Annotated in this window: 21 protein-coding genes; 7 read left to right on the forward strand and 14 right to left on the reverse strand. The window is 65.7% G+C overall.

The window, feature by feature from the left end; genetic code table 11:
* Window positions 1–39 precede the first annotated feature (39 nt).
* Entirely contained in the window at window positions 40–792 is a 753-nt protein-coding gene (locus tag FXN65_RS00815; RefSeq protein ID WP_151131201.1) for a hypothetical protein, read from the reverse strand.
* 121 nt (window positions 793–913) lie between these two features.
* Window positions 914–1,702: an MmyB family transcriptional regulator gene (locus FXN65_RS00820; protein ID WP_151131202.1), complete on the reverse strand. Its 789-nt coding sequence runs from the start codon at window positions 1,700–1,702 to the stop codon at window positions 914–916.
* 124 nt (window positions 1,703–1,826) lie between these two features.
* On the opposite strand from FXN65_RS00820, the gene FXN65_RS00825 reads away from it, so the two are divergent.
* Window positions 1,827–2,228, forward strand: a complete 402-nt coding sequence (locus FXN65_RS00825) for a hypothetical protein (protein WP_151131203.1) — start codon at window positions 1,827–1,829, stop codon at window positions 2,226–2,228.
* Window positions 2,229–2,264: 36 nt separating this feature from the next.
* On the opposite strand, the gene FXN65_RS00830 is transcribed toward FXN65_RS00825, so the two are convergent.
* The 7 genes from FXN65_RS00830 to dibA all read right to left on the reverse strand — a co-directional run bounded on the left by FXN65_RS00830 (window position 2,265) and on the right by dibA (window position 9,497).
* Window positions 2,265–3,017 carry a sulfite exporter TauE/SafE family protein gene (locus tag FXN65_RS00830; protein WP_394351268.1) on the reverse strand — a complete coding sequence of 251 codons (753 nt, stop codon included), beginning with the start codon at window positions 3,015–3,017 and terminating at the stop codon, window positions 2,265–2,267.
* A gap of 135 nt (window positions 3,018–3,152) precedes the next feature.
* A complete protein-coding gene (locus FXN65_RS00835; RefSeq protein ID WP_151131204.1) occupies window positions 3,153–4,142 on the reverse strand; it encodes a sulfate/molybdate ABC transporter ATP-binding protein in 990 nt (329 codons plus the stop codon).
* Window positions 4,143–4,147: 5 nt separating this feature from the next.
* A complete protein-coding gene (gene cysW / locus FXN65_RS00840; protein ID WP_151131205.1) occupies window positions 4,148–5,020 on the reverse strand; it encodes a sulfate ABC transporter permease subunit CysW in 873 nt (290 codons plus the stop codon).
* Window positions 5,021–5,030: 10 nt separating this feature from the next.
* A complete protein-coding gene (gene cysT, locus FXN65_RS00845) occupies window positions 5,031–5,849 on the reverse strand; it encodes a sulfate ABC transporter permease subunit CysT (protein ID WP_151131206.1) in 819 nt (272 codons plus the stop codon).
* Between the two features lie 228 nt (window positions 5,850–6,077).
* Window positions 6,078–7,076 carry a sulfate ABC transporter substrate-binding protein gene (locus FXN65_RS00850; RefSeq protein ID WP_151131207.1) on the reverse strand — a complete coding sequence of 333 codons (999 nt, stop codon included), beginning with the start codon at window positions 7,074–7,076 and terminating at the stop codon, window positions 6,078–6,080.
* A gap of 129 nt (window positions 7,077–7,205) precedes the next feature.
* Entirely contained in the window at window positions 7,206–7,388 is a 183-nt protein-coding gene (gene oscA / locus FXN65_RS00855; RefSeq protein ID WP_151131208.1) for a sulfur starvation response protein OscA, read from the reverse strand.
* Between the two features lie 204 nt (window positions 7,389–7,592).
* Window positions 7,593–9,497 (reverse strand): phosphodiesterase DibA, encoded by a 1,905-nt coding sequence (gene dibA / locus FXN65_RS00860; protein WP_151131209.1) that lies wholly within the window; start codon window positions 9,495–9,497, stop codon window positions 7,593–7,595.
* 171 nt (window positions 9,498–9,668) lie between these two features.
* On the opposite strand from dibA, the gene desA reads away from it, so the two are divergent.
* Window positions 9,669–10,853, forward strand: a complete 1,185-nt coding sequence (gene desA / locus FXN65_RS00865; RefSeq protein ID WP_151131210.1) for a delta-9 fatty acid desaturase DesA — start codon at window positions 9,669–9,671, stop codon at window positions 10,851–10,853.
* 173 nt (window positions 10,854–11,026) lie between these two features.
* Here desA and FXN65_RS00870 read toward each other — a convergent pair whose 3' ends face one another.
* The 3 genes from FXN65_RS00870 to FXN65_RS00880 form a co-directional block, all read right to left on the reverse strand.
* Entirely contained in the window at window positions 11,027–12,358 is a 1,332-nt protein-coding gene (locus FXN65_RS00870) for an OprD family porin (protein WP_151131211.1), read from the reverse strand.
* A gap of 209 nt (window positions 12,359–12,567) precedes the next feature.
* Entirely contained in the window at window positions 12,568–12,807 is a 240-nt protein-coding gene (locus tag FXN65_RS00875) for a hypothetical protein (protein WP_226283212.1), read from the reverse strand.
* A gap of 54 nt (window positions 12,808–12,861) precedes the next feature.
* Window positions 12,862–13,827, reverse strand: coding sequence for a LysR family transcriptional regulator (locus FXN65_RS00880; protein ID WP_151131212.1), 966 nt, complete (start codon window positions 13,825–13,827; stop codon window positions 12,862–12,864).
* 150 nt (window positions 13,828–13,977) lie between these two features.
* On the opposite strand from FXN65_RS00880, the gene FXN65_RS00885 reads away from it, so the two are divergent.
* The 5 genes from FXN65_RS00885 to FXN65_RS00905 all read left to right on the forward strand — a co-directional run bounded on the left by FXN65_RS00885 (window position 13,978) and on the right by FXN65_RS00905 (window position 19,082).
* Window positions 13,978–15,039, forward strand: a complete 1,062-nt coding sequence (locus FXN65_RS00885) for an HlyD family secretion protein (RefSeq protein WP_151131213.1) — start codon at window positions 13,978–13,980, stop codon at window positions 15,037–15,039.
* Window positions 15,039–16,067, forward strand: coding sequence for a DUF2955 domain-containing protein (locus FXN65_RS00890; RefSeq protein WP_151131214.1), 1,029 nt, complete (start codon window positions 15,039–15,041; stop codon window positions 16,065–16,067). The genes FXN65_RS00885 and FXN65_RS00890 overlap by 1 nt, the downstream gene beginning before the upstream one ends.
* Window positions 16,068–16,142: 75 nt before the next feature.
* Complete coding sequence (locus FXN65_RS00895; protein ID WP_151131215.1) at window positions 16,143–17,114, forward strand: GGDEF domain-containing protein; 972 nt, start codon at window positions 16,143–16,145, stop codon at window positions 17,112–17,114.
* 257 nt (window positions 17,115–17,371) lie between these two features.
* Window positions 17,372–17,953, forward strand: coding sequence for an RBBP9/YdeN family alpha/beta hydrolase (locus tag FXN65_RS00900; RefSeq protein ID WP_151131216.1), 582 nt, complete (start codon window positions 17,372–17,374; stop codon window positions 17,951–17,953).
* A gap of 208 nt (window positions 17,954–18,161) precedes the next feature.
* Window positions 18,162–19,082: a sigma 54-interacting transcriptional regulator gene (locus tag FXN65_RS00905; RefSeq protein WP_151131217.1), complete on the forward strand. Its 921-nt coding sequence runs from the start codon at window positions 18,162–18,164 to the stop codon at window positions 19,080–19,082.
* Here FXN65_RS00905 and FXN65_RS28470 read toward each other — a convergent pair.
* Together FXN65_RS28470 and FXN65_RS00915 are read right to left on the reverse strand one after the other, a co-directional pair.
* Window positions 18,964–19,206 carry a nuclear transport factor 2 family protein gene (locus FXN65_RS28470; protein WP_151131218.1) on the reverse strand — a complete coding sequence of 81 codons (243 nt, stop codon included), beginning with the start codon at window positions 19,204–19,206 and terminating at the stop codon, window positions 18,964–18,966. The two genes, FXN65_RS00905 and FXN65_RS28470, sit on opposite strands and share 119 nt — an antisense overlap.
* 134 nt (window positions 19,207–19,340) lie before the next feature.
* Entirely contained in the window at window positions 19,341–20,534 is a 1,194-nt protein-coding gene (locus tag FXN65_RS00915) for an MFS transporter (RefSeq protein WP_151131219.1), read from the reverse strand.
* Between the last annotated feature and the right edge of the window lie 37 nt (window positions 20,535–20,571).

Consider the following 20,571-nt stretch of genomic DNA (forward strand, 5'->3'; position numbering starts at 1 on the left):
AGGCCTTCGGCCTCGCCCCTACAGGGTTAGTGCCGCAGCTCAGGGCGCGGGTGGGAGGGATCCCAACGCCAGCAACTGCCCACTCATCGACCGCGCCTGACGGTCCACCATCATGGGTGCGTAGGGCCGGCCGGAGGCGCTGACCAGCGTGTTGCTCTGGCTGTTCAGGTCGCTCAGTGCCGTCCGCAGGAAACCCCAGCGGGTCTTCAGCTTGGCCAGCGCCGGGTCGGCTTTTTCGTCCAGAGGGGCCAGTTGCTCGTCGATTGCCGGCAGCAGGCGGCGTTCGTCCTGGCCGATGTAGGTCTCGCCGTTCTCGCGGGCAATCTCGAAGGTGCCGATATAGGCCCGGCTCAGGTACTGGACGTTGAGGTACTCCACCTTGGCGGGCAATTCACCGGCCCCGCCGCTGCCAGCCTGTGCGCGGGCGGCGATGAGGAAATCGCGCAATGCCTTGGCCAGCTCCTGGGGATAGCGCCACGGCACGTCTTCCTCGTTGTGGCCGTAGGAAACGCCCTGTTCGAGTTGGGTAACAAAGGCGTCGTGAGCCTTGCGCAGGTCCTCGCTCGGCGTGCCGATGCGCTGGTAATTGGCGTCCAGGGCCTTGAGGTCGGTGCGCATCCGCTCGGCATGGACGTCCTGGAATCCTTCCCCACGAAACAGCAGCAGGCTGGCCGTGGCACGGCTGGCATGGACCTGCACCAGCTCCTGGGGCGGGAGTTCGGCGGCGAGGATGGGCATGGCGACGCCCAGGAGAAGGCTGAACAGCGGGTACAGCAGGACCTTGCGGATCATGGCGGGTGCTCCTGTTCTTGTTGTTCTGAGGAGTCGTGGACGGTGCCGGTACAGCTTACTGGGCCGTGATCCCGAGGCTACTACCCGAAAGAACGATTTGTTGTGGGTGAGTCGAGCTTTTTCAGTTGCCCGCCAGCAGTCTGCGTAACAACTCGGCACTGGCCGGGTCGGCGGGAAACAGGGTTTCCAGCCCCAGTTCGGCCAGGGTGACGTCCACTGGGGTACCGAACACCGTGATGGTGCTGATGAAACTGATCACGCCCAGAGGCGTACGCAACTGCAATGGCACCAGTACCGCATCGCTGTGCAATCCCTCCGGCAGGGGTGGGGCGGGATAGCCACTGAGCTCATCGAACAGCGCCTGTAGCTGCAGGTCGCCGCTGACCTCGATATCCCGGCGCAGACGTTCCAGCAGATGCGCTCGCCATTGGCCGAGGTTGACGATGCAAGGCGCCAGGCCCTGTGGATGGAGGGACACCCGCAGCACATTGAGTGGCGGCGCCAGCAGTTCCGGCGCGACTCCGGAAAGCAGGGGCGCAACGGCACCGTTGGCTGCCAACAGGTTCCAGTGACGGTCCACCGCCAGCGCCGGGTTGGGTTCGTGGGCCTTGAGCAACTGCTCGACCGCCGTGCGCGCGCCGGCCAGGGCCGGGTCTGCCAGGTCGCGCTGGGGATACAGCGGTGCGTAGCCGGCCGCGGTCAGCAGGCGATTGCGCTCGCGCAGGGGGATCTCCAGTTGCTCGGCCAGGTGCAGCAGCATCTCGCGGCTGGGGTGGGCGCGACCGTTCTCGACGAAGCTGAGGTGGCGTGTGGAAATCTCCGCGTCGCAGGCAAGATCGAGCTGGCTCAGGCGGCGCCGCTGGCGCCATTGGCGCAACAGGGCGCCGACGGGGTGGGCTGATGTATTCATGGCACCGACGATAGTCCAGCCGGGGAATGCCGGCCATTACCTGGCAGGTAATCGACCCGTCGCGGGTTTCGCGGAAATCTGTCGACAAGCGCCACCCCGGCGCCCCATCGACAGGAGAACCACCATGACTCATCTCGATATGTCCCCGTTGCTGCGCCGTGCCCTGCAAGCCGATGCCCTGGCCAGCGGCGCCATGGGCCTGTTGCTGGCGCTGGCCGCCGGTCCGCTGGAAGAGCTGCTGGGCCTGCCCCGCGCGCTGCTGTTGGGCGCGGGTATTGGATTGCTGCCCTTCGCCCTGGCGCTCGGCTGGTTGGCCAATCGGGCGACGGTGCAACGCGGCTGGATCTGGGCGGTACTGGCGATCAACGCCGTGTGGGCGGTGGACAGCCTCTCGTTGCTGGCCCTTGGCTGGGTGGAGCCGACCCTGCTGGGCAAGGTCTTCGTGATCGGCCAGGCGGTGGCGGTGGCCGTGCTCGCCGAACTGGAGTTCTTCGGCCTGCGTCGCTGCCAGGCGGTGAGCGCGTGACCCGGGCTGGCGCCGGCCCTGGCCGGCGCCTTGCTTTCAGAGCAGACCGCGCAGGGCCAGGTCGCTGCCGAGCAGCAGCAGGCCGATGAAGAACCAGCGGCGGAAGCGTTCGGCACTGATGCGCTTGCGCAGCCATTGCCCACCGGCCATGCCCAGCAGTGCCGGCACCAGGGCCAGCAGGGAGGCGCCCAGCACCGCCGGTTGCAGCAGCTCGCCGCTGTGGCCGAGGCTCACCGCCAGGGCGATGGTGGAGGCGCTGAAGGACAGCCCCAGGGCCTGCACCAGTTCATCCTTTTCCAGGCCGATGGCCTGCAGATAAGGCACGGCAGGGATCACGAAAACCCCGGTCAGGGCTGTCAGGGCGCCGGTCACCGCACCGATCACCGGGCCCAGCCAGCCTTCGTTGGTCGGCGCCACGGCGAAGCGCACTGAGGCGAGTCCGAGCACCGCATACACCACCAGGGCGATACCGAGGATCGCGGTCGCACCGGGCAGGTCAGCGGCATTCACCACCCAGGCCATTGCCCAGGTACCGACGAGGATGCCGGCGAGCATCGGCCACAGACGACGCAGCATCGCCAGCGGGCTGCTGCCGGCAGCGAGCTGCCAGATGTTGGTGACCATGGACGGCACGATCAGCAGGGCGGCAGCCTGCATGGGCGGCATCACCAGCCCCAGCAGGCCGACGGAGATGGTCGGCAGGCCCAGGCCGACGACACCTTTCACGGTGCCAGCGAGCAGGAAAGTGGCGGCAATCAGGGGCAGGTAGGCAATCAGGGAATCGGCCACGGTTTCACTCCTTGTGTGGGGCGCCTGTTGGTGCGCCGGTGGATGCGTGGCCAGTATCGGTGTGCCGAAATCGGGACGATTCGGGGTGGGGCGAAGTGTGGAATGCAGGGGGAGGCGGCACTCCCCCGCGCGATATCAGAACCCCGCCGCCTTCTGCCAGGCCTTGGGCTTGAAGAACAGCGTCTCGCCACGCACCAGGCCGATCAGGCTGTCGTGGTCCTTCACCACTTCGGCCTCGATCAGTTCGTCCTGGCCGTCCACCTTCAGGGTCACCCGGGTGATGGCGCCCAGGGGGCGGATGTCGCGGACTTCGGCGGCGCGGTGCTCGGCCACTTCGGAGCGCGACAGGGAGACTTCGTGGGGACGGAACAGCAGGTGCTGGTCATCGCCCAGATGCAGGCGGTTGGAGTCGCCGAGGAAGTGGTAGACGAAGTCGCTGGCCGGGTTCTCGTAGACCTCGCCCGGTGCGCCGATCTGTTCGATCACGCCCTTGTTCATCACCACGATGCGGTCGGCCACTTCCATGGCTTCTTCCTGGTCGTGGGTCACGAACACGGAGGTCAGGTTGATCTCTTCGTGCAGGCGCGCCAGCCAGCGACGCAGCTCCTTGCGCACCTTGGCGTCGAGGGCGCCGAAGGGTTCGTCCAGCAGCAGGATCTTCGGCTCCACCGCCAGGGCGCGGGCCAGGGCGATACGTTGGCGCTGGCCACCGGAGAGCTGTTCCGGGTAGCGGTCGGCGAGCCAGTCGAGTTGCACCATGTTCAGCAGTTCATGGACCTTCTCGGCGATCTGCTTCTCGCTCGGGCGCTCGCGCTTGGGCTTCATGCGCAGGCCGAAGGCGACGTTGTCGAACACCGTCATATGGCGGAACAGGGCGTAGTGCTGGAACACGAAGCCGACGTTGCGATCACGCACGTCGTGCTGGGAGACGTCCTCGCCGTGGAACACGATGCTGCCCACGTCCGGGGTTTCCAGGCCGGCGATGATCCGCAGCAGAGTGGTCTTGCCGCAGCCGGACGGGCCCAGCAGCGCCACCAGTTCGCCGCTGTGGATGTCCAGGTTGATCTGGTTGAGGGCCTTGAAGGCGTTGAAGTTCTTGCTGACGTTGCGGATTTCAATGCTCACGGTGGTTACTCCTCATCAGCATTCGACTTGAGACGGGACAGGCGCGACTCGCTCCACTGCTTGAGCAGAAGGATGCACAGGGCGAGCACCAGCAGCAGGCTGGCGACGCTGAAGGCGGCGACGTGGTTGTATTCGTTGTAGAGGATCTCGACATGCAGCGGCAGGGTGTTGGTGACGCCACGGATGTGGCCGGACACCACCGACACCGCGCCGAACTCGCCCATGGCCCGCGCGGTGCAGAGCACCACGCCGTAGATCAGGCCCCATTTGATGTTCGGCAGGGTTACGTGCCAGAACATCTGCCAGCCGTTGGCGCCGAGCAGGCGTGCGGCTTCTTCCTCCTGGGTGCCCTGTTCCTGCATCAGCGGGATCAGTTCGCGGGCGACGAAGGGGAAGGTCACGAAGATGGTGGCCAGGACGATGCCCGGCACGGCGAAGACGATCTGGATATCGCGGTCCTGCAGCCACTCACCGAAGTAACCCTGCGCGCCGAACAGCAGCACATAGATCAGGCCGGCGATCACCGGCGACACCGAGAACGGCAGGTCGATCAGGGTCACCAGCAGGCTCTTGCCGCGAAACTCGTACTTGCTCACGCACCAGGCGGCGGCCACGCCGAACACCAGGTTGAGCGGCACCGAGATGAACACGGCGATCAGGGTCAGCTTCAGCGCGGAGAGGGCGTCCGGCTCGAAGATGGCGGTGAAGAAGGTACCCAGGCCGTCCTTCAATGCCTCGCTCAGTACCACCAGAAGCGGCAGCAGGAGGAAAAGGGCGAAGGCCAGCCAGGCGGAAACGATCAGGATGCGGCGACCCAGTGCGCTGCCCCGGCGGGCGGCGTTGGCGGAGGACGCGGCGGTCAGGCTTGCGGAACTCATGGCGCTCTCCTCACGGGGTCTCGATGCGGCGTTGCAGCAGGTTGATCAGCAGCAGCAGGACGAAAGCGACGACCAGCATCAGCACGCCGATGGCGGTGGCGCCGGTGTAGTCGTACTGGTCCAGCTTGACCATGATCAGCAGCGGCAGGATTTCGGTCTTCATCGGCATGTTGCCGGCTATGAAGATCACCGAACCGTACTCACCCACGCCACGGGCGAAGGCCAGGGCGAAACCGGTCAGCCAGGCCGGCAGCAGGGCCGGCAGCAGCACATGGCGGAAAATCTGCAGCGGCCTGGCGCCGAGGCAGGCGGCGGCTTCTTCCACCTCGCGGGGAATGTCGGCCAGCACCGGCTGCACCGTCCGCACCACGAAGGGCAGGGTGACGAAGGTCAGCGCCAGGGTGATGCCGAGCGGGGTGTAGGCGATCTTGAAGCCGAGGTCGGTGGCGAACTGGCCCACCAGGCCGGCGGGCGCATAGAGCGCGGTGAGGGCAATACCGGCGACCGCGGTGGGCAGCGCGAAGGGCAGGTCGACCATGGCGTCGATGACCTTGCGGCCGAAGAAGTCGTAACGCACCAGGACCCAGGCCAGCAGGGTGCCGATGATGCCGTTGATCACGGCGGCGGCCAGGGCGGTGCCGAAACTGAGCTTGAGGGCGGCGATCACGCGGGGGGCGCTGATGATGGCCCAGAACTGGTCCCAGCTCAGTTGCGTCGTCTTGAGGAACAGGGCACCCAGGGGAATCAGGACCAGCAGGCTGAGATACACCAGGGTGTATCCCAGGGTCAGCCCGAAGCCGGGTATGACCGGGGAGATGCGTCGCGACATGTTCTGTCCTTACTCTGCGTTGGAACGCTTGGTTTTCCGGAACCGGCCCCGTCGAGCCGCTCCCAGCAAACAGGCCCGATCCGTGGATCAGGCCTGGTTTTCGCTCCCTCCGTGGAGCCCATCAAGCCGTAGGGTGGAAGTCGCTTTTTAGTTCCACCATCGGCCCCCGCGCGGAGGCCTATGGTGGACCGGGGAAGCGTGATCCACCCTACTGGCTCGTTCCGGCGCTTACTGCGCCTGGTAGATCTGGTCGAAGATGCCGCCGTCGTTGAAGAACTTGGGTTGGGCTTCCTTCCAGCCGTTGAAGTCCTTGTCCACGGTCACGAGGTCCAGTTTCGGGAATTGCTTGGCGAACTCGGCCGCGACCTTCTCGTTGCGCGGGCGGTAGAAATTCTTCGCCGCGATGCGCTGGCCTTCCTCGCTGTACAGGTACTGCAGGTAGGCTTCGGCGACCTTGCGGGTGCCCTTCTTGTCGACGTTCTTGTCGACCACCGACACCGGCGGCTCGGCCAGGATCGACAGGCTCGGCGCGACGATTTCGAAGTTCTCGCCACCTTGCTCTTTCAGCGCCAGGAAGGCTTCGTTTTCCCAGGCCAGCAGCACGTCGCCGATCTGGTTGTTGACGAAGGTGATGGTCGAGCCACGGGCGCCGGTGTCCAGCACCGGTACGTGCTTGTACAGCTCTTTCACGTATTCCTGTGCCTTGGCGTCGCTACCGTATTGCTTCTTGGCCCAGGCCCAGGCGGCCAGGAAGTTCCAGCGGGCGCCGCCGGAGGTCTTCGGGTTCGGGGTGATGACTTCAACGCCTTCCTTGGTCAGGTCGCCCCAGTCCTTGATGCCCTTGGGGTTGCCCTTGCGTACCAGGAACACGATGGTCGAGGTGTAGGGGGTGCTGTTCTGCGGCAGGCGCGCCTGCCAGTTTTCCGGGATCAGCTTGCCGAGCTTCTGCAGCTCGTCGATGTCGCCGGCCAGGGCCAGGGTCACCACGTCAGCCTTCAGGCCGTCGATCACGGCGCGGGCCTGCTTGCCGGAGCCACCGTGGGATTGCTGTACCTTCACGTCGCCGCCGCCTTCGGCCTTCCAGTGCTTGGCGAAGGCAGCGTTGTATTCCTGGTAGAGCTCGCGGGTCGGGTCGTAGGACACGTTGAGCAGTTCGGTGGCGGCGGCAGCCGGGCCGGCGATCAGGGCGCTGGCGAGGGCGGCGAGGGCGAAGCGGCGAATCGACATTTTCAAGCTCCTGGAAACTGGAATTTTTTTTGGTGTTGGCTGGGGCTGGTTGTTGTGTGTTCGTCGAAACGCCCTCCGGCTGTCCGGTCGGGCCTCAAGCCTCGCGAGGCTTGAATGGAATCTGGTGGATCAGTGGTTGCGCTGGTTCGGTTGCTGCAAGCGGAATTTTTCCTTGCGTTCTATCTGCACTACCTGGCCGTTGTGCACGGTGATCTCCACCGAGCCGAAACGCAGACCATGCAGGGCGGCCTGGATTTCGCGCAGGATGCTGGCCTCGTCCTGGCCTTCCACGCTACGAAGAGTTGCGCTCATTATCGTGCTCCTAGAAATGGGGCCCGCGGCGTGGGTCAGGAAGGGTTTCCGCGTGGCGTGGAGCGAATCTTAATCAGGGTCCTAATATTCTTAAAAATACTATTTAAGAATTTTTATATAACCAGAATTAGATTCGGCTCAGGCGGACGGATGGGCTCGCCAGAAGCGGCGGGCGTCGCTGGCGCCTGACTGCTTGCTCTGCCGTCAGGCTGGCGGCCAGAGGCGCTCGACTTCGCTCACCGGCAGCGGGCGGCTGAACAGGTAGCCCTGGCCGTAATCGCAGCCCAGTTCGCGGAGGAATCCGGCCTGGGCGTCTTCCTCGATGCCCTCGGCCAGCACGCAGAGGCCCAGGCTGTGGCCCAGCGCGGTGACCGCACTGGCGATGGCGATATCGTTCCGGTCGTCCGGCAGGCCGCGAACGAAGCTCTGGTCGATCTTCAGCTTGTGTACCGGAAGGCGCTTGAGGCGCTGGAGCGAGGAATAGCCCGTGCCGAAGTCGTCGATGGCCAGGCGCACGCCCAAATCGCGCAGGCGGGTAAGCAGGGCCTCGGCGGTGTCCGGGTCCTCCATCACCGCGCTTTCAGTGATTTCCAGCTCCAGGTATTTCGGGTCCAGACCGGTGGCGGCCAGTACGCGCGCGACTTCGCCATCCAGTTCGGCGCGGCGGAACAGCCGGCAGGACAGGTTCACCGCCATGAAGGTCAGCGCGTGGCCCTGTTCCAGCCAGTGCCGCATCTGCCGGCAGGCCTGTTCGAGCACCCAGGTGTCGATGCTGTCGATCAACCCGCTTTCCTCGGCTATCGGCAGGAACTCGCCGGGCGCTACCAGGCCGCGCTCGGGGTGCTCCCAGCGCACCAGCGCCTCGAAGCCGATCAGGCGGCTATCGGCCAGGCGCTGGATGGGCTGGTAGTGAACCCGCAGCTGTTCCCGTTCCAGCGCCTGGCGCAGGGCGCTGGCCAGTTCGATGCGCTGGCGTGCCTGCTCGGTCAGCTCCTGGCTGTAGAAGGCATAGGAGTCGCGGCCCGTGCTCTTGGCCTTGAACAGCGCCGAGTCGGCGTTGCGCATCACCTGTTCGACGTTGGCGTCGTCATCCGGGAACAGGCTGATCCCCAGGCTGGTGCTGATGAACAGGTCGTGACCACCCAGGCGGAAGGGCGTCGACAGATCGGCGCGGATGCGCTCGGCCAGTTCCGCCGCTTGGTTGGCCTGGGGGCAGTTGTCCCAGAGCAGGCCGAACTCGTCACCACCCAGGCGGGCCAGGGTCATGCCGCCTTCCAGCAGGCCCTGCAGGCGCACGCCGACCATCTTCAGCAGCAGGTCGCCCTGGGAGTGGCCGAGGCTTTCGTTGATGTGCTTGAAGTGGTCCAGGTCCAGCAGCAGTACCGCACCGCGCTGCTTCTCGCGGCGGGTGCGCTCCAGCACCTGCTCGACGCGCTCGGTGAACAGCAGCCGGTTGGGCAGGTTGGTCAGCGGGTCGTGGTGGGCGAGGAAGTCCAGTTCGTGCTGGGAACGCTTGATCGCGCTGATGTCGGAGAACACCGCCACGTAATGGGTGAGCTGGCCGTCCTCGTCGTGGATGGCGCGGAGGTTCTGCCACAGCGGGTAGATCTCGCCATTCTTGCGCCGGTTCCAGACTTCGCCGCTCCACTCCCGGCGGTTTGTCAACGCATGCCACATGGCCTGGTAGAAGGCGGGGGTGTGGCGCCCGGAACTGAAAATGCGCGGGTTCTTGCCAAGCACCTCGGCTTCCTGGAAACCGGTGATGCGGGAGAAGGCACGGTTGACGTGGACGATCTGGCTTTGGGCATCGGTGACCAGCACGCCTTCCTGGGTGCTGTCGAATACCGCGGCGGCCTGGCGCAGGCTGCTTTCATGGGCGCGGCGGGCGTCCAGGTAGCCCTTCAGGCGGCGCAGCTGCAGGCAGGCCAGGGCGAACAGCAACAGGCTGGTGACCAGCACGAAGAGCAGCCCCTTGGCGGTCTGCAGCTCGGCCAGCCGCTCGGGTTCGTTCACCAGGGCGAGCAGGATGCGGTCGCTGAACAGCACCCAGAGGCTGGCGAGAACGGAGTAGGGAAGCGCCAGTTTCAGGGCGCTGAATTTGGAACGCATGGGCGCGGCCTTCCTGGCTGGGGTCACACGTGGGTGCGCATTATAGGAGCAACCGACGATCGGGGGGCTTCCATCTAAAAGAGAGGATGGTTTTCTACGGGGGCTTTGTGATAATTCGAGCCAGATTCGCGCAACAAGCCCCGATTCACTTCACCCGAGGCAACACTATCCATGTGGTACAACGGATTCCTTGACCTGTCGCTGTGGCAACTGGTGGCGGTCACTCTGGTGCTGACCCATATCACCATCGTCAGCGTCACCGTCTATCTGCACCGTTATTCGGCGCACCGTTCGCTGGAGCTGCATCCGGCGCTCAAGCATTTCTTCCGTTTCTGGCTGTGGATGACCACCGCCATGAATACCCGCGAGTGGACGGCCATCCACCGCAAGCACCACGCCAAGTGTGAAACCGTCGACGATCCCCACAGTCCGGTGATCAAGGGCCTGGGCACCGTCCTGCGCAAGGGCGCGGAGCTGTACGCGGAAGAAGCGAAGAACGAAGAGACCCTGCGCATCTATGGCAAGAACTGCCCGGATGACTGGATGGAGCGCAACGTCTACAGCCGCTATCCCATTGGCGGCGTGACCCTGATGGCACTGATCGACCTGGCGCTGTTCGGCGCCGCCGGCATCACCATCTGGGCGGTGCAGATGATGTGGATTCCGGTCTGGGCCGCGGGCGTGATCAATGGCCTGGGCCACGCCATCGGCTATCGCAACTTCGAATGCCGCGACGCTGCGACCAACCTGGTGCCCTGGGGCATCCTGATTGGCGGCGAAGAGCTGCACAACAACCACCACACCTACCCGAACTCCGCCAAGCTTTCGGTGAAGAAGTGGGAGTTCGACATGGGCTGGGCCTGGATCAAGCTGTTCAGCTTCCTCGGCATGGCCAAGGTGCAGCGCGTGGCGCCCATCGCCCATCGCGTCGAAGGCAAGGGCAGCATGGACATGGACACCGCCATGGCCATCCTCAACAACCGTTTCCAGATCATGGCCCAGTACCGCAAGCTGGTGATCGGCCCGCTGGTGAAGCAGGAACTGGCCAAGGCCGACGAGTCCGTCCGCCATCTGTTCCGCCGCGCCAAGCGCCTGCTCTCCCGCGAGACCAGCCTGCTCGACGAAACCCACCAGGCGCGCATCGCCGCCATGCTGGAGCAGAGCCAGGCCCTCAAGGTGATCTACGAGAAGCGCCTGGCGCTGCAGCAGATCTGGGTCAAGACCAGCGCCAATGGCCACGAGATGCTCGAAGCCATGAAGCAGTGGGTGTACGAGGCCGAGGCCAGCGGCATCCAGTCCCTGCGCGACTTCGCCGAACAGCTGAAAACCTACTCCCTGCGTCCGGCCGCCGCCTGACGCTGGAAGCGCCCATGAAAAGGCCGGCTCAATGCCGGCCTTTTTTGTTTGCGCGCGGGGCGAAACGAGGCTTGTGGGGGCGAATTCATTCTCTGACCGGAGCGCAGGTTCGGCTTGCGAAATTTCAGGGGCAGCTGCGCTGCCTTTCGCGATAGCGCCCACCATCCCGGAACTCAGAACACCTCGATCGGGTAGTCCACGATCAGGCGCAGCTCGTCGATGTCGTTGTCCACCGCGCTGTAGCCGTCGCCGCCGCGATGGTTGGCCCAGCGGGCGCGCAGCGCGAGGTCCTTCGCCGGGCCTTGCTGGACCACGTAGCGGATATCCAGGTCGCGCTCCCAGTGCTTGGCGTCCTTGCCGTCGGCGCTGAACCAGTAGCCGTAGCCGGGGCTGTTCGGGTCCACCTTGGTCAGGTCCAGCTCGCCACGGGAATAGGCCACCTGGGCGCTCAGGCCGGGGATACCGAGGCCGGCGAAGTCATAGGCGTACTGCAGCTTCCAGGATTTCTCGTTGGGGCCGTTGAAGTCCGAGTACTGCTGGGAGTTGTCCAGGTAGATGCTGTCGCCCTGGTTGATGTAGTCGAAGGGCGTGTTGCCGTTGACCTTCTGGTAGGCGGCGGTGACGGTGTGGTGGCCGATGCCCACCGCGAAGTGCGCGCTCCAGGTGTTGTTCTCGATGTCGCCGAGCAGGGCGTCGCCGGCATCCTGGGTACGATAGTAATTGATGCCGGGATTCAGGCTGACCAGCTCGTTCAGCTGCCACGAGTAGTCGAGGTTCGCGTAGTACTGCTTCCACACATCCTGCAGCTCGGCAGCATAGAGGCTGCTGGAGAGGCCTTCGATGCCGGTCCAGGTGCCGCCCAGCCAACTGATGTGATGACTCCTGCGGCCGTCCGGGAAGACGCCGTAGGAGGTGTCGATACGGCGATGGCCGCTCTGGTTGTAGGGCTTGTTGAAGCTCACCTGGCCGCCTTCCAGGCGCAGGTCCTGGACGCTCTGGTTGACCAGGCTCACGCCACGGAAAGTCTGCGGCAGCATGCGGGTGGCGCCGCCGGCGATCACCGGGTTGCTGATGAACTGGTCGCCGAGCTTCAGCTCGGAGTCGAAGCCACGCAGCTTGAGCGCCGCGCCACCGCTGGAGAAGGAATCCGGCGCTTCGCCGAACTTGAGCCCCTCCTTGTCCGGCGCGGTGACCGGGAGAATGGACGAGCCGCCGGTACCGCCACCGCCGTCCAGCTTCAGGCCGAGCATGCCGTAGGCATCCACGCCGACGCCGATCATGCCCGGGGTGTAGCCGGAGCTGAACAGGCCGATGAAGCCCTGACCCCATTCCTGGCTGTTCTGCACCTGCGGGTCGCGGCGGTCGCGGTTGAAGTAGTAGTTGCGGGTCTGGATGGTCAGATGGGAACCCTCGACGAAGCCTTCGCCTGCGGCGGCATCGTCGGCCTGTGCGTTGGTGGCCAGCAGCGCGAGGGCGAGTGGGGTCATCAGGTACTTGGCGTTCACTTTCTTGTTGCTCCTTTGGTCTTGGCAGTGCAGGGGGCACGGCGCGGCCGCCTCTGGCGGGTGGCTAGGCCGGTGAAACATCAGCCTCCTGGCGTTGGCGGCGGACAGCGCAAAAAAAGGCCGCTCATGGTGAGCGGCCTGAACAGGACGTCGATAAAGGAGCTGTCACGCATCAACGTCAGGAGGTGGAGAACAGGGAGGGGCGGGGATCAGCTGTCCTGGCGGGCTTCGGACTGCTTCTGCTGATCGGCGCCTTGCTTGGCGATTGCTTCCTGCTGGGCGGCGTCAGCGCGCTGCTCGGCCAGCGCTGCATTGCGCGCAACAAAGGTGCCGGACTCTTCGGCCAGGGTCAGTTGCGAGAAAAACAGGGGAAATACGGCGAAAACGGCGGCAAAAATCGCATTACGTTGCATAGCTTGGAACCTCTCGGATGGTTTCTTGCGAAACATGGCGCCATCTTAGGGAGGCCCCTGGAGGGGAAAAATAGCGGTTTCAGTGAAGAACTATTTCTCGCGACGCAACAATTTGGAATTGATTGCCCAGTGCTTCGGATCTTCCAGCAGGGTCTCGTCCTGTGTCAGCAACGGGGGCAGCTCCGCCTTGAGGAACTCCACCCAGGTCTTGATCTTGGCGTCGAGGAAGCGCCGCGAGGGGTAGATCGCATAGATGTTGCGCTCGCGCAGGCGGTGCTCCGGCAGCAGCCGCAGCAGCTTGCCTTCGCGCATGGGCGGGCAGGCGACGAAGGAGGGCAGCAGGCAGATGCCCATGCCGGCCTGGGCGGCCTTGGCCAGGGACTCGGCAACGTTCACCTGGAAGCTCTCGGCGGGCAGCACGTTGAACTCGCCCTGCTCGCCGCTGAACAGCCAGCTGTCCTCGTAGAGCGGGTCGAGCAGGCGCAGGTAGCGGTGATGCTGGAGGTCCGCCGGGTCGACGGGGATGCCGTGCTTCTTCAGGTAGCCGGGCGCGGCGCAGAGCACGCTGAACATCGGCCCCAGTACCTGGGCCACCATCTGCGAGTCGGGCAGCTCGCGGGCGAAGGTGATGATGACGTCATGGCCGTCTTCCAGCAGGTCGGGGGTGCGCTGCGACAGGGTCAGCTCCACCACCACTTCCGGATACAGCTCGGAGTAGCGCGCTACCAGTGGCGTGAGGTGCTGCAGGCCGAGGCCGGTCATGGTGTGCACCCGCAGGCGGCCATGGGGCTTGAGGTGGGCGCCACGCGCTTCGGCGGCGGCTTCGTCCACTTCACCGAGGATCAGCCGGCAGCGCTGCAGGTAGCGTTCGCCGACTTCGGTCAGCGCCAGGCGGCGGGTGGTGCGATGCAGCAGGCGGGCCTGGAGCTGCTGTTCCAGCTCCGACACCAGGCGTGACACCTGGGCGGTGGACAGGTCCATGGCCTGGGCGGCGGCGGTGAAGCTGCCGGTGTCTATCACCCGGACGAAAACCCGCATGCTGTGGAGCGTGTCCATTGTTACCCCTCGTGTAAGGCAGCTTCTCGCAATCGCGAGATTATCCACGATTCCCAGATAAATATACTGGCTCCCCAGAGCGGCGAAGGCCGAGGTCCTGCCGTTCCCGTCTTCCCACCCGCCTTCGCGGCGGGCCCCTTCGAGGTACGCATGACTCCGGATCAAAGATTCGCCCGTCGGGTCCAGGCGGCCATCGTCCTGTTCGTCCTGCTGTTCGCCTACTTCCTGGCGGCGGACCTGTGGATGCCCATCACGCCCCAGGCGCAACTGACCCGCCCGGTGCTGCGCATCGCCCCACGGGTGGACGGCCAGGTCCTGGATGTCGCCGTCGCCAACAACCAGCACGTCGAGGCCGGCCAGCTGCTGTTCCGACTTGATCCCGAACCCTTCCGCCTCGCCGTGCGCGCCGCCGAGCTGGCGCTGGAGCAGGCCGGGCAGGACAACCGCCAGTTCGACGCCGCCATTGCCGCCGCCCGTGCGGACCAGGCCGCCGCCCAGGCCTCGGCCGCCGAGCTGCAGCGCGAGGCTGCACGCCTAGGCCGCCTGGTGCAGAGCCAGCACGTGTCGCGCCAGCTCTTCGAACAGACCGAAGCCCAGCGCCAATCGGCCCAGGCCAAGCTGGCGGCTGCCGGTGCGCGGATTCGCGAGCTGCTGGCCCAGCGCGGTGCCGCCGGCGATGACAACCTGCGCCTGCGCCAGGCCCGCAACGCCCTGGACCAGGCCCGCCTGCAACTTCAATACAGCGAAGTGCGCGCCGAACGCGCCGGCACCCTGAGCAACCTGCAGCTGTCCCCCGGCGCCTTCCTGCACGCCGGCAACCCGGTGGCTGCACTGGTGGCGGACGATGCTGATATCAGCGCCGACTTTCGCGAGAAGGCCCTGCGTTACGTGCGCCTGGACGACGGCGCCTCGGTGGTGTTCGACGCCCTGCCAGGGCACATCTTCCAGGCCAGGGTCAGCGCCATCGACGCTGGCGTGAAAGAAGGCCAGCTCGATGCCAACGGCGACCTCGCCGCCCCGGCGATTTCCGATCGCTGGGTACGCGACGCGCAGCGCCAGCGCCTGCACGTCAGCCTCACCGAAGCCTTGCCCCACGCGCTGCCAAGCGGCGCCAAGGCAACGGTCCAGCTCTACCCACGCGACTCGCTCCTGGCCGACCTCTTCGGTCGCCTGCAGATCGCCGTGATCAGCATCCTGCACTACGTGTACTGATGAACCGCAAGGCAGCCCTCACGGAGAACGATCTCAGGCAGTGCCTGCGCCTCGCCGGTGGCGGCAGTCTCGGGCTGTTCATCTGCAAGCTGATGGGTTGGGACAACGGCTCGTTCTTCTGCGTCTACCCGATGCTCCTGCTTGGCCTCACGCCGAGCATCAACGCCCACGTCGTCCGCCAGTTCCTCTTGCAGTCGGTGGTGGTCAGCGTCGAGGTTCTGCTGATCTACGGCCTGTTCGGCGACCGCCCGCAGCTGATGGTGCCCCTGACCTTCCTGGCGTTCTTCTGGCGTTTCCGACTGATGGCCCAGGGGCCGCTGTTCATGTTCGGCGCACTGGGCAGCGTGTTCCTGTCCATCCAGCTGCATTTCGCCAGCTACCCGGATACCCACCTCTACGACCTGGTCACCAGCAACCTGGTGGCTGCCGGCCTGACGGTGCTGATCGCCTGGCTGATGTTCTACCTCTTCCCCGACACCGAGCCGCGCCCGCCCCGGCAGCTGCCGGCCAAGGACCTGCCCAGCCAGCGCCACGAGGCGGTGCTCGGGGCCACCATCGCCACCCTGTCGTTCATGGTGTTCCAGAGCTTCGACCTGCGTGATTCGCTGTCGGCCCAGGTGGCGTCCATCCTGGTGCTGTTCCCCATGCACTGGAACGGCATCCGCTTCGCCGGGCGCATTCGCGCCATGGGTACGCTGCTGGGCTGCGCCATCGGGCTGGTGCTGCAACTGGTGCTCTACAGCCACTACGACGTACTGCCGCTGGTGACCCTGATGTACTGGACCGCGGCCTTCTGCTGCGCCCGCATCCACGTCCTGGAGGGCGCCCAGGGCATCGGTTTCGGCGCGCTGACCACCCTGGCCATCGTCTTCGGCCAGTACCTCACGCCGCAGCATGACGTGGTCTATTCCATTGCCTACCGCCTGAGTTCGGTGTGCGTGGCGGTGTTCCTCACCCTGGTCGCGGTGTTCGCCCTGCACCGGTTGCTCAACCGCTTCGCCGCCTTCCGTCATGCCAGCCACGCCTGACCGTCGGCTCGACCGCCGGCAGCACTTTTGCCCGCCTAATCTGTCGAAGGCAGGTCCTTTTAAGGTAGTGGCCGAATGGAAACGTCCCTCGAATCCCCAAGCGAACTGGAAAAACTCACCCTCGCCCTGCTTCACAGCCGTGGCGAGGTGGAACGGCTGCGCGAGCGCGAAGCGATCTACAGCAGCCTGCTGGGCAGCGTGAATGCCGTGCTCTGGGCCTTCGACTGGGAGGCCCAGCGGATCATCTACGTCAGCCCCGCCTACGAGACCATGTTCGGCCGCTCTGCAGCCCTGCTGTTGGCGGACTACAGCGAGTGGCGCAACTGCATCTACCCGGACGACCTGGACTACGCCGCGCAGAGCTTCGCCGAAGTGCTGGAGAAGGGGGCCATCGAAGCGCGCGAGTACCGCATCATCCGCGCCGACGGCCAGCTCCGCTGGATCAGCGACAAGTGCTTCATCAGCCAGCGCGGCGGGGAGGGGCATCCGACCATCGTCGTCGGCATCGCCGAAGACATCACCGAGAAGAAGCAGCTGGAAGGCGAACTGCATCGCCTGGCCACCACGGACGTGCTGACCAGGAGCAGCAACCGCCGGCACTTCTTCGAATGCGCCCAGCGCGAGTTCGAACATTCCGTGCAGTTCGGCAGCCCACTGGCGTTCATCCTGCTGGACGTCGATGACTTCAAGAAGATCAACGACACCCATGGCCACCAGATGGGCGACCAGGTGCTGCAGCGCATCGCCCAGTGTGGCGCCAACACGTTGCGCCGCGGCGACCTGTTCGGCCGCATCGGCGGCGAGGAGTTCGCCGCGCTGCTGCCCGGCTGCCCGCCGGACCTGGCGTTGCAGATCGCCGAGCGCCTGCAGCGGGAAGTGCACCGCCTGGCGTTCAACGTCGACGGCACGAGTTTCGGCATCACCGTCAGCCAGGGCCTGGCCAACCTGCGCGACGATGGCAGCCTCGACAGCCTTTACGCGCGCGCCGACGCGGCCATGTACCAGGCCAAGCGCAGCGGGAAGGACCAGATCGTGCTGGCCGATTGAACCCGGACGTGACTACGGGGCCGGTGTCGCGAATCCAGGGTTGGCCCGGACTGTGCGAGCCGCTCCGGGCGCTTTTTGTCCCCATGGCGGCCCCGGGTATCCACCGGGTCAGCACCCTGGGTGAGCTCAGCCTGAAGGTGCAGCTAACGATGGCTTATAAGCTAATAACGCATAAGCAAATAAATTCTTATTCCTTAACAGATATATAACCAGCGCCTAGACTGGCCAACATCGAATTTCAGCAAGGAGGGCTCGCCATGCGCAGCCAGGCCATTCGCTACCTGATCCTGCCGGGATGGCAGGGCTCCCCCGACGAGCATTGGCAAAGCCATTGGCAGCGCACGCTGCCCAATGCCAGCCGGGTCGAGCAGGCCGACTGGAACGACCCGGACCGCGGGTCCTGGGTGGAGGTGCTGGAGCGCGCCATCGATGCCGAACGTACCCCGGTGATCCTCATCGCCCACAGCCTGGGCTGCGTGACGGTTGCCCACTGGGCCGCCCAGTCCGATCCGGATGTGCTGCGCCGCGTACGTGGCGCGCTGCTGGTGGCCCCGGCGGATGTGCAGCGCCCCGGTTGCCCCGAGCCGCTCAAGGGCTTTGCGCCGATTCCGCGTGGGCTGCTGCCCTTCCCGACGCTGTTGGTGGGTTCGGACAACGACCATGCCGCCAGCCCCCAGCGGGCGTTGGAAATGGCCCGCGACTGGGGCTCCGAGGTGGCCATCCTCACCGGTGCGGGACACATCAACGTGAAGTCCGGGCACCACACCTGGGAGCAGGGTTTCGCCCACCTTTATCGCCTGCAGAGCCGCGTCGAAGAGCTTGCTCGCCGCCGCGCCTGAGAACCTGCCCAGGATCGGCTGCGCGTCGGAATGACTGCGTTGAAAACGGCTTCGGGCCGGCTCATTTACAGCTCGTAAACTCCGCGCCCTCCGCCGTTCTCGCCATGTTCTTCTCCAGCGCGCTCGACCCTGAACAGGTTCAGTCTTTCTATTTTTGTGACGCCAGGGTCCGCTGCACCTCAGCCTGGGCCCGGCGGGAGATTTCGCCATGAGCAAGGAAAACCCCGGCCAGCCACTGCTGACCTTCGCCGACGCCGACCGCAGCCCCCTGAGTATCCGTGCCCGAGCACTGGTATTCGTCGATGCGCGCTCGCGCCGCCTGCGCGAAGAGATCGACCAGCTCGCGCCCAGTGCGCTGCCGGTGCTGATCCGGGGCGAGACCGGCACCGGCAAGGAACTGCTGGCGCGGCAGATCCATCGCTCCAGCGACCGTCCCGGCCTGTTCGTGGCGGTGAGTTGCAGCGCCATCAGCAAGGCCTACGCCGAGGCCGAGCTGTTCGGCCATGCCGCTGGCGCCTACAATGGCGCGGCCAGCAGTCGCGCCGGCTGGTTCGGCTCGGCCAACGGCGGGACGCTCTACCTGGATGAGATCGGCGACCTGCCGCTCCCCCTGCAGGGCAAGCTGCTGGCGGCCCTGGAAAGCCGCGAGGTGGTTCGTGTTGGTGCCCAGCAACCGACACCGGTGGATGTGCGCCTGGTGGCCGCCACCAGCATCGACCTGGCCAAGGCGGTGAACGCCGGCAAGTTCAACGCGCGGCTCTACCAGTACCTGGACGAGGGGAGGGTGGAACTGCCGCCGCTGCGTGAGCGCCCGGACGACATCCTGCCCCTGGCCGAGTATTTCCTCGGTATCTACGCCCAGCGCCTTGACCTGCCGTTGCCCCTGATCGGCCCGGCAGCCCAGGCGGCGCTGGAGGCTTATCCCTGGCCGGGCAACACCCGCGAACTGGAGAACAGCGTGCACTTCGCCCTGCTGGTCAGCGAGGGCGACGAGATCCTGCCGCAGCACCTCAACCTGCCGCCCCTGCCGGGCTACGCCCAGCTCGCCGTGCAGTTGCGCCGGCTGGCGGCCAATGACGCCGAGCGTGACCACCTGCGGCAGTTGTTCGCCGAAGTGCTGGCGGGGTAGGCGAGATGCGGCAGTCCGGGTGGAAGGCGCTGCGCAGGCGATTCTCATCGGCGAAGAGCATGCCGTCGACATAGTCACGCACGACCTGCCGGATAGCGTCCCGATCAGTCTCATCGCCAGTCATCTCACGCGCTCCCGGGGTATCGGCGAATCAGTCAGGTCGAATGCCAGCTCCGCCTGCCCAGGGCGAACGATTCGTTGTGAATAAGGCCACGGCGGCAGTGTCCGTTTCGCTATTCACCCTGGGCGCGGTGGACTTTACCGGTGGAGTTGCCCGGTGGCTTTCAGGTGGTCCTTCACCGAGCGCAGGCGCGGCAGCGGCAGGCAGACGAGGATGGTCAGGGCCAGCACACCCACGCCCATCAGCGGCAGGTTGGACAGGCCCATGTTGGTGCTCAGCCACAGGCCGCCGACGAAGGCGCCGCTGGCGTTGCCCAGGTTGAAAGCGGCGTGGCTGAGGGTGGCGGCCAGGCTTGCCGATTCGCCGGCCTGCTCCACCAGCAGCAATTGCAGCGGCGAGGAAATGGCGAAGCTGGCCACGCCCCAGAGGAACAGGCAGCCCAGGGCCAGGACCGGAATCTGCGCGAAGGCGAACAGGCCCAGCAGGCACAGCGCGCTGACGGTGAAGGCCAGCGGCAGCGAATAGCGGAAGCCTTTGTCGGCCAGGCGGCCACCCAGCAGATTACCCAGGGTCAGGCCGATGCCGAACAGCAGCAGGGCGAAGTTGGCGTGCTCCGGGCTGAAGCCGGAGACATCGCGCAGCAGCGGGCTGATGTAGGTGAACACGCCGAACAGCGCCACCGACGACAGGCTGCAGACGAACAGTGCGTGCAGCACCGGGCGGCGCAGGATGCCATCCCAGGCACCGGCTGCGTTGGCGTGCGGCTTGGGTGTGGCGGGCAGCCAGAGGGCTTGGGCGAGCAGGGTGAGGAAGCCGAGTGCGGCCACCACCATGAAGGTCACCCGCCAACTGGTGGCCTGTCCCAGCCAGGCGCCGGCCGGCACGCCCAGCACGTTGGCGATGGTCAGGCCGCTGAGCACCAGGGCCATGGCCGACGCGCGGCGATGCGGCGGGGCCAGTTCAGCGGCGAGCAGGGTGGCGCAACCGAAGAAGCCGGCATGGCTGAAGGCGGTGAACATGCGCATGGCCAGCAACCACTCGTAGTTCGGCGCCAGGGCGCAACCGAGGTTGCCCAGGGCGTAGGCGCCCATCAGCCAGAGCAGTGCCTGGCGCCGTGGCAGGCGACCGAGCAGCGGGCCCAGCAGAGGCGCACCGATCACCACGCCCATGGCGTAGGCGCTGACCAGCAGGCCGGCATCGGAAAGGCTGACCTGGAGGTCTTTGGCGACTTCGGGCAAGAGGCCCATGATGATGAATTCGCTGCTGCCGACGACGAAACCGCCCAGGGCAAGGGCCAGCAGCGGCAGGGAAAGGAGGGTGCTCGGGTTCATGCGGGTTCCGGTGGCGGGGCTGTGTTGCGAGGGGCGC

It is taken from the genome of Pseudomonas lalkuanensis (assembly GCF_008807375.1).
Classification (GTDB): Bacteria; Pseudomonadota; Gammaproteobacteria; order Pseudomonadales; family Pseudomonadaceae; genus Metapseudomonas; species Metapseudomonas lalkuanensis.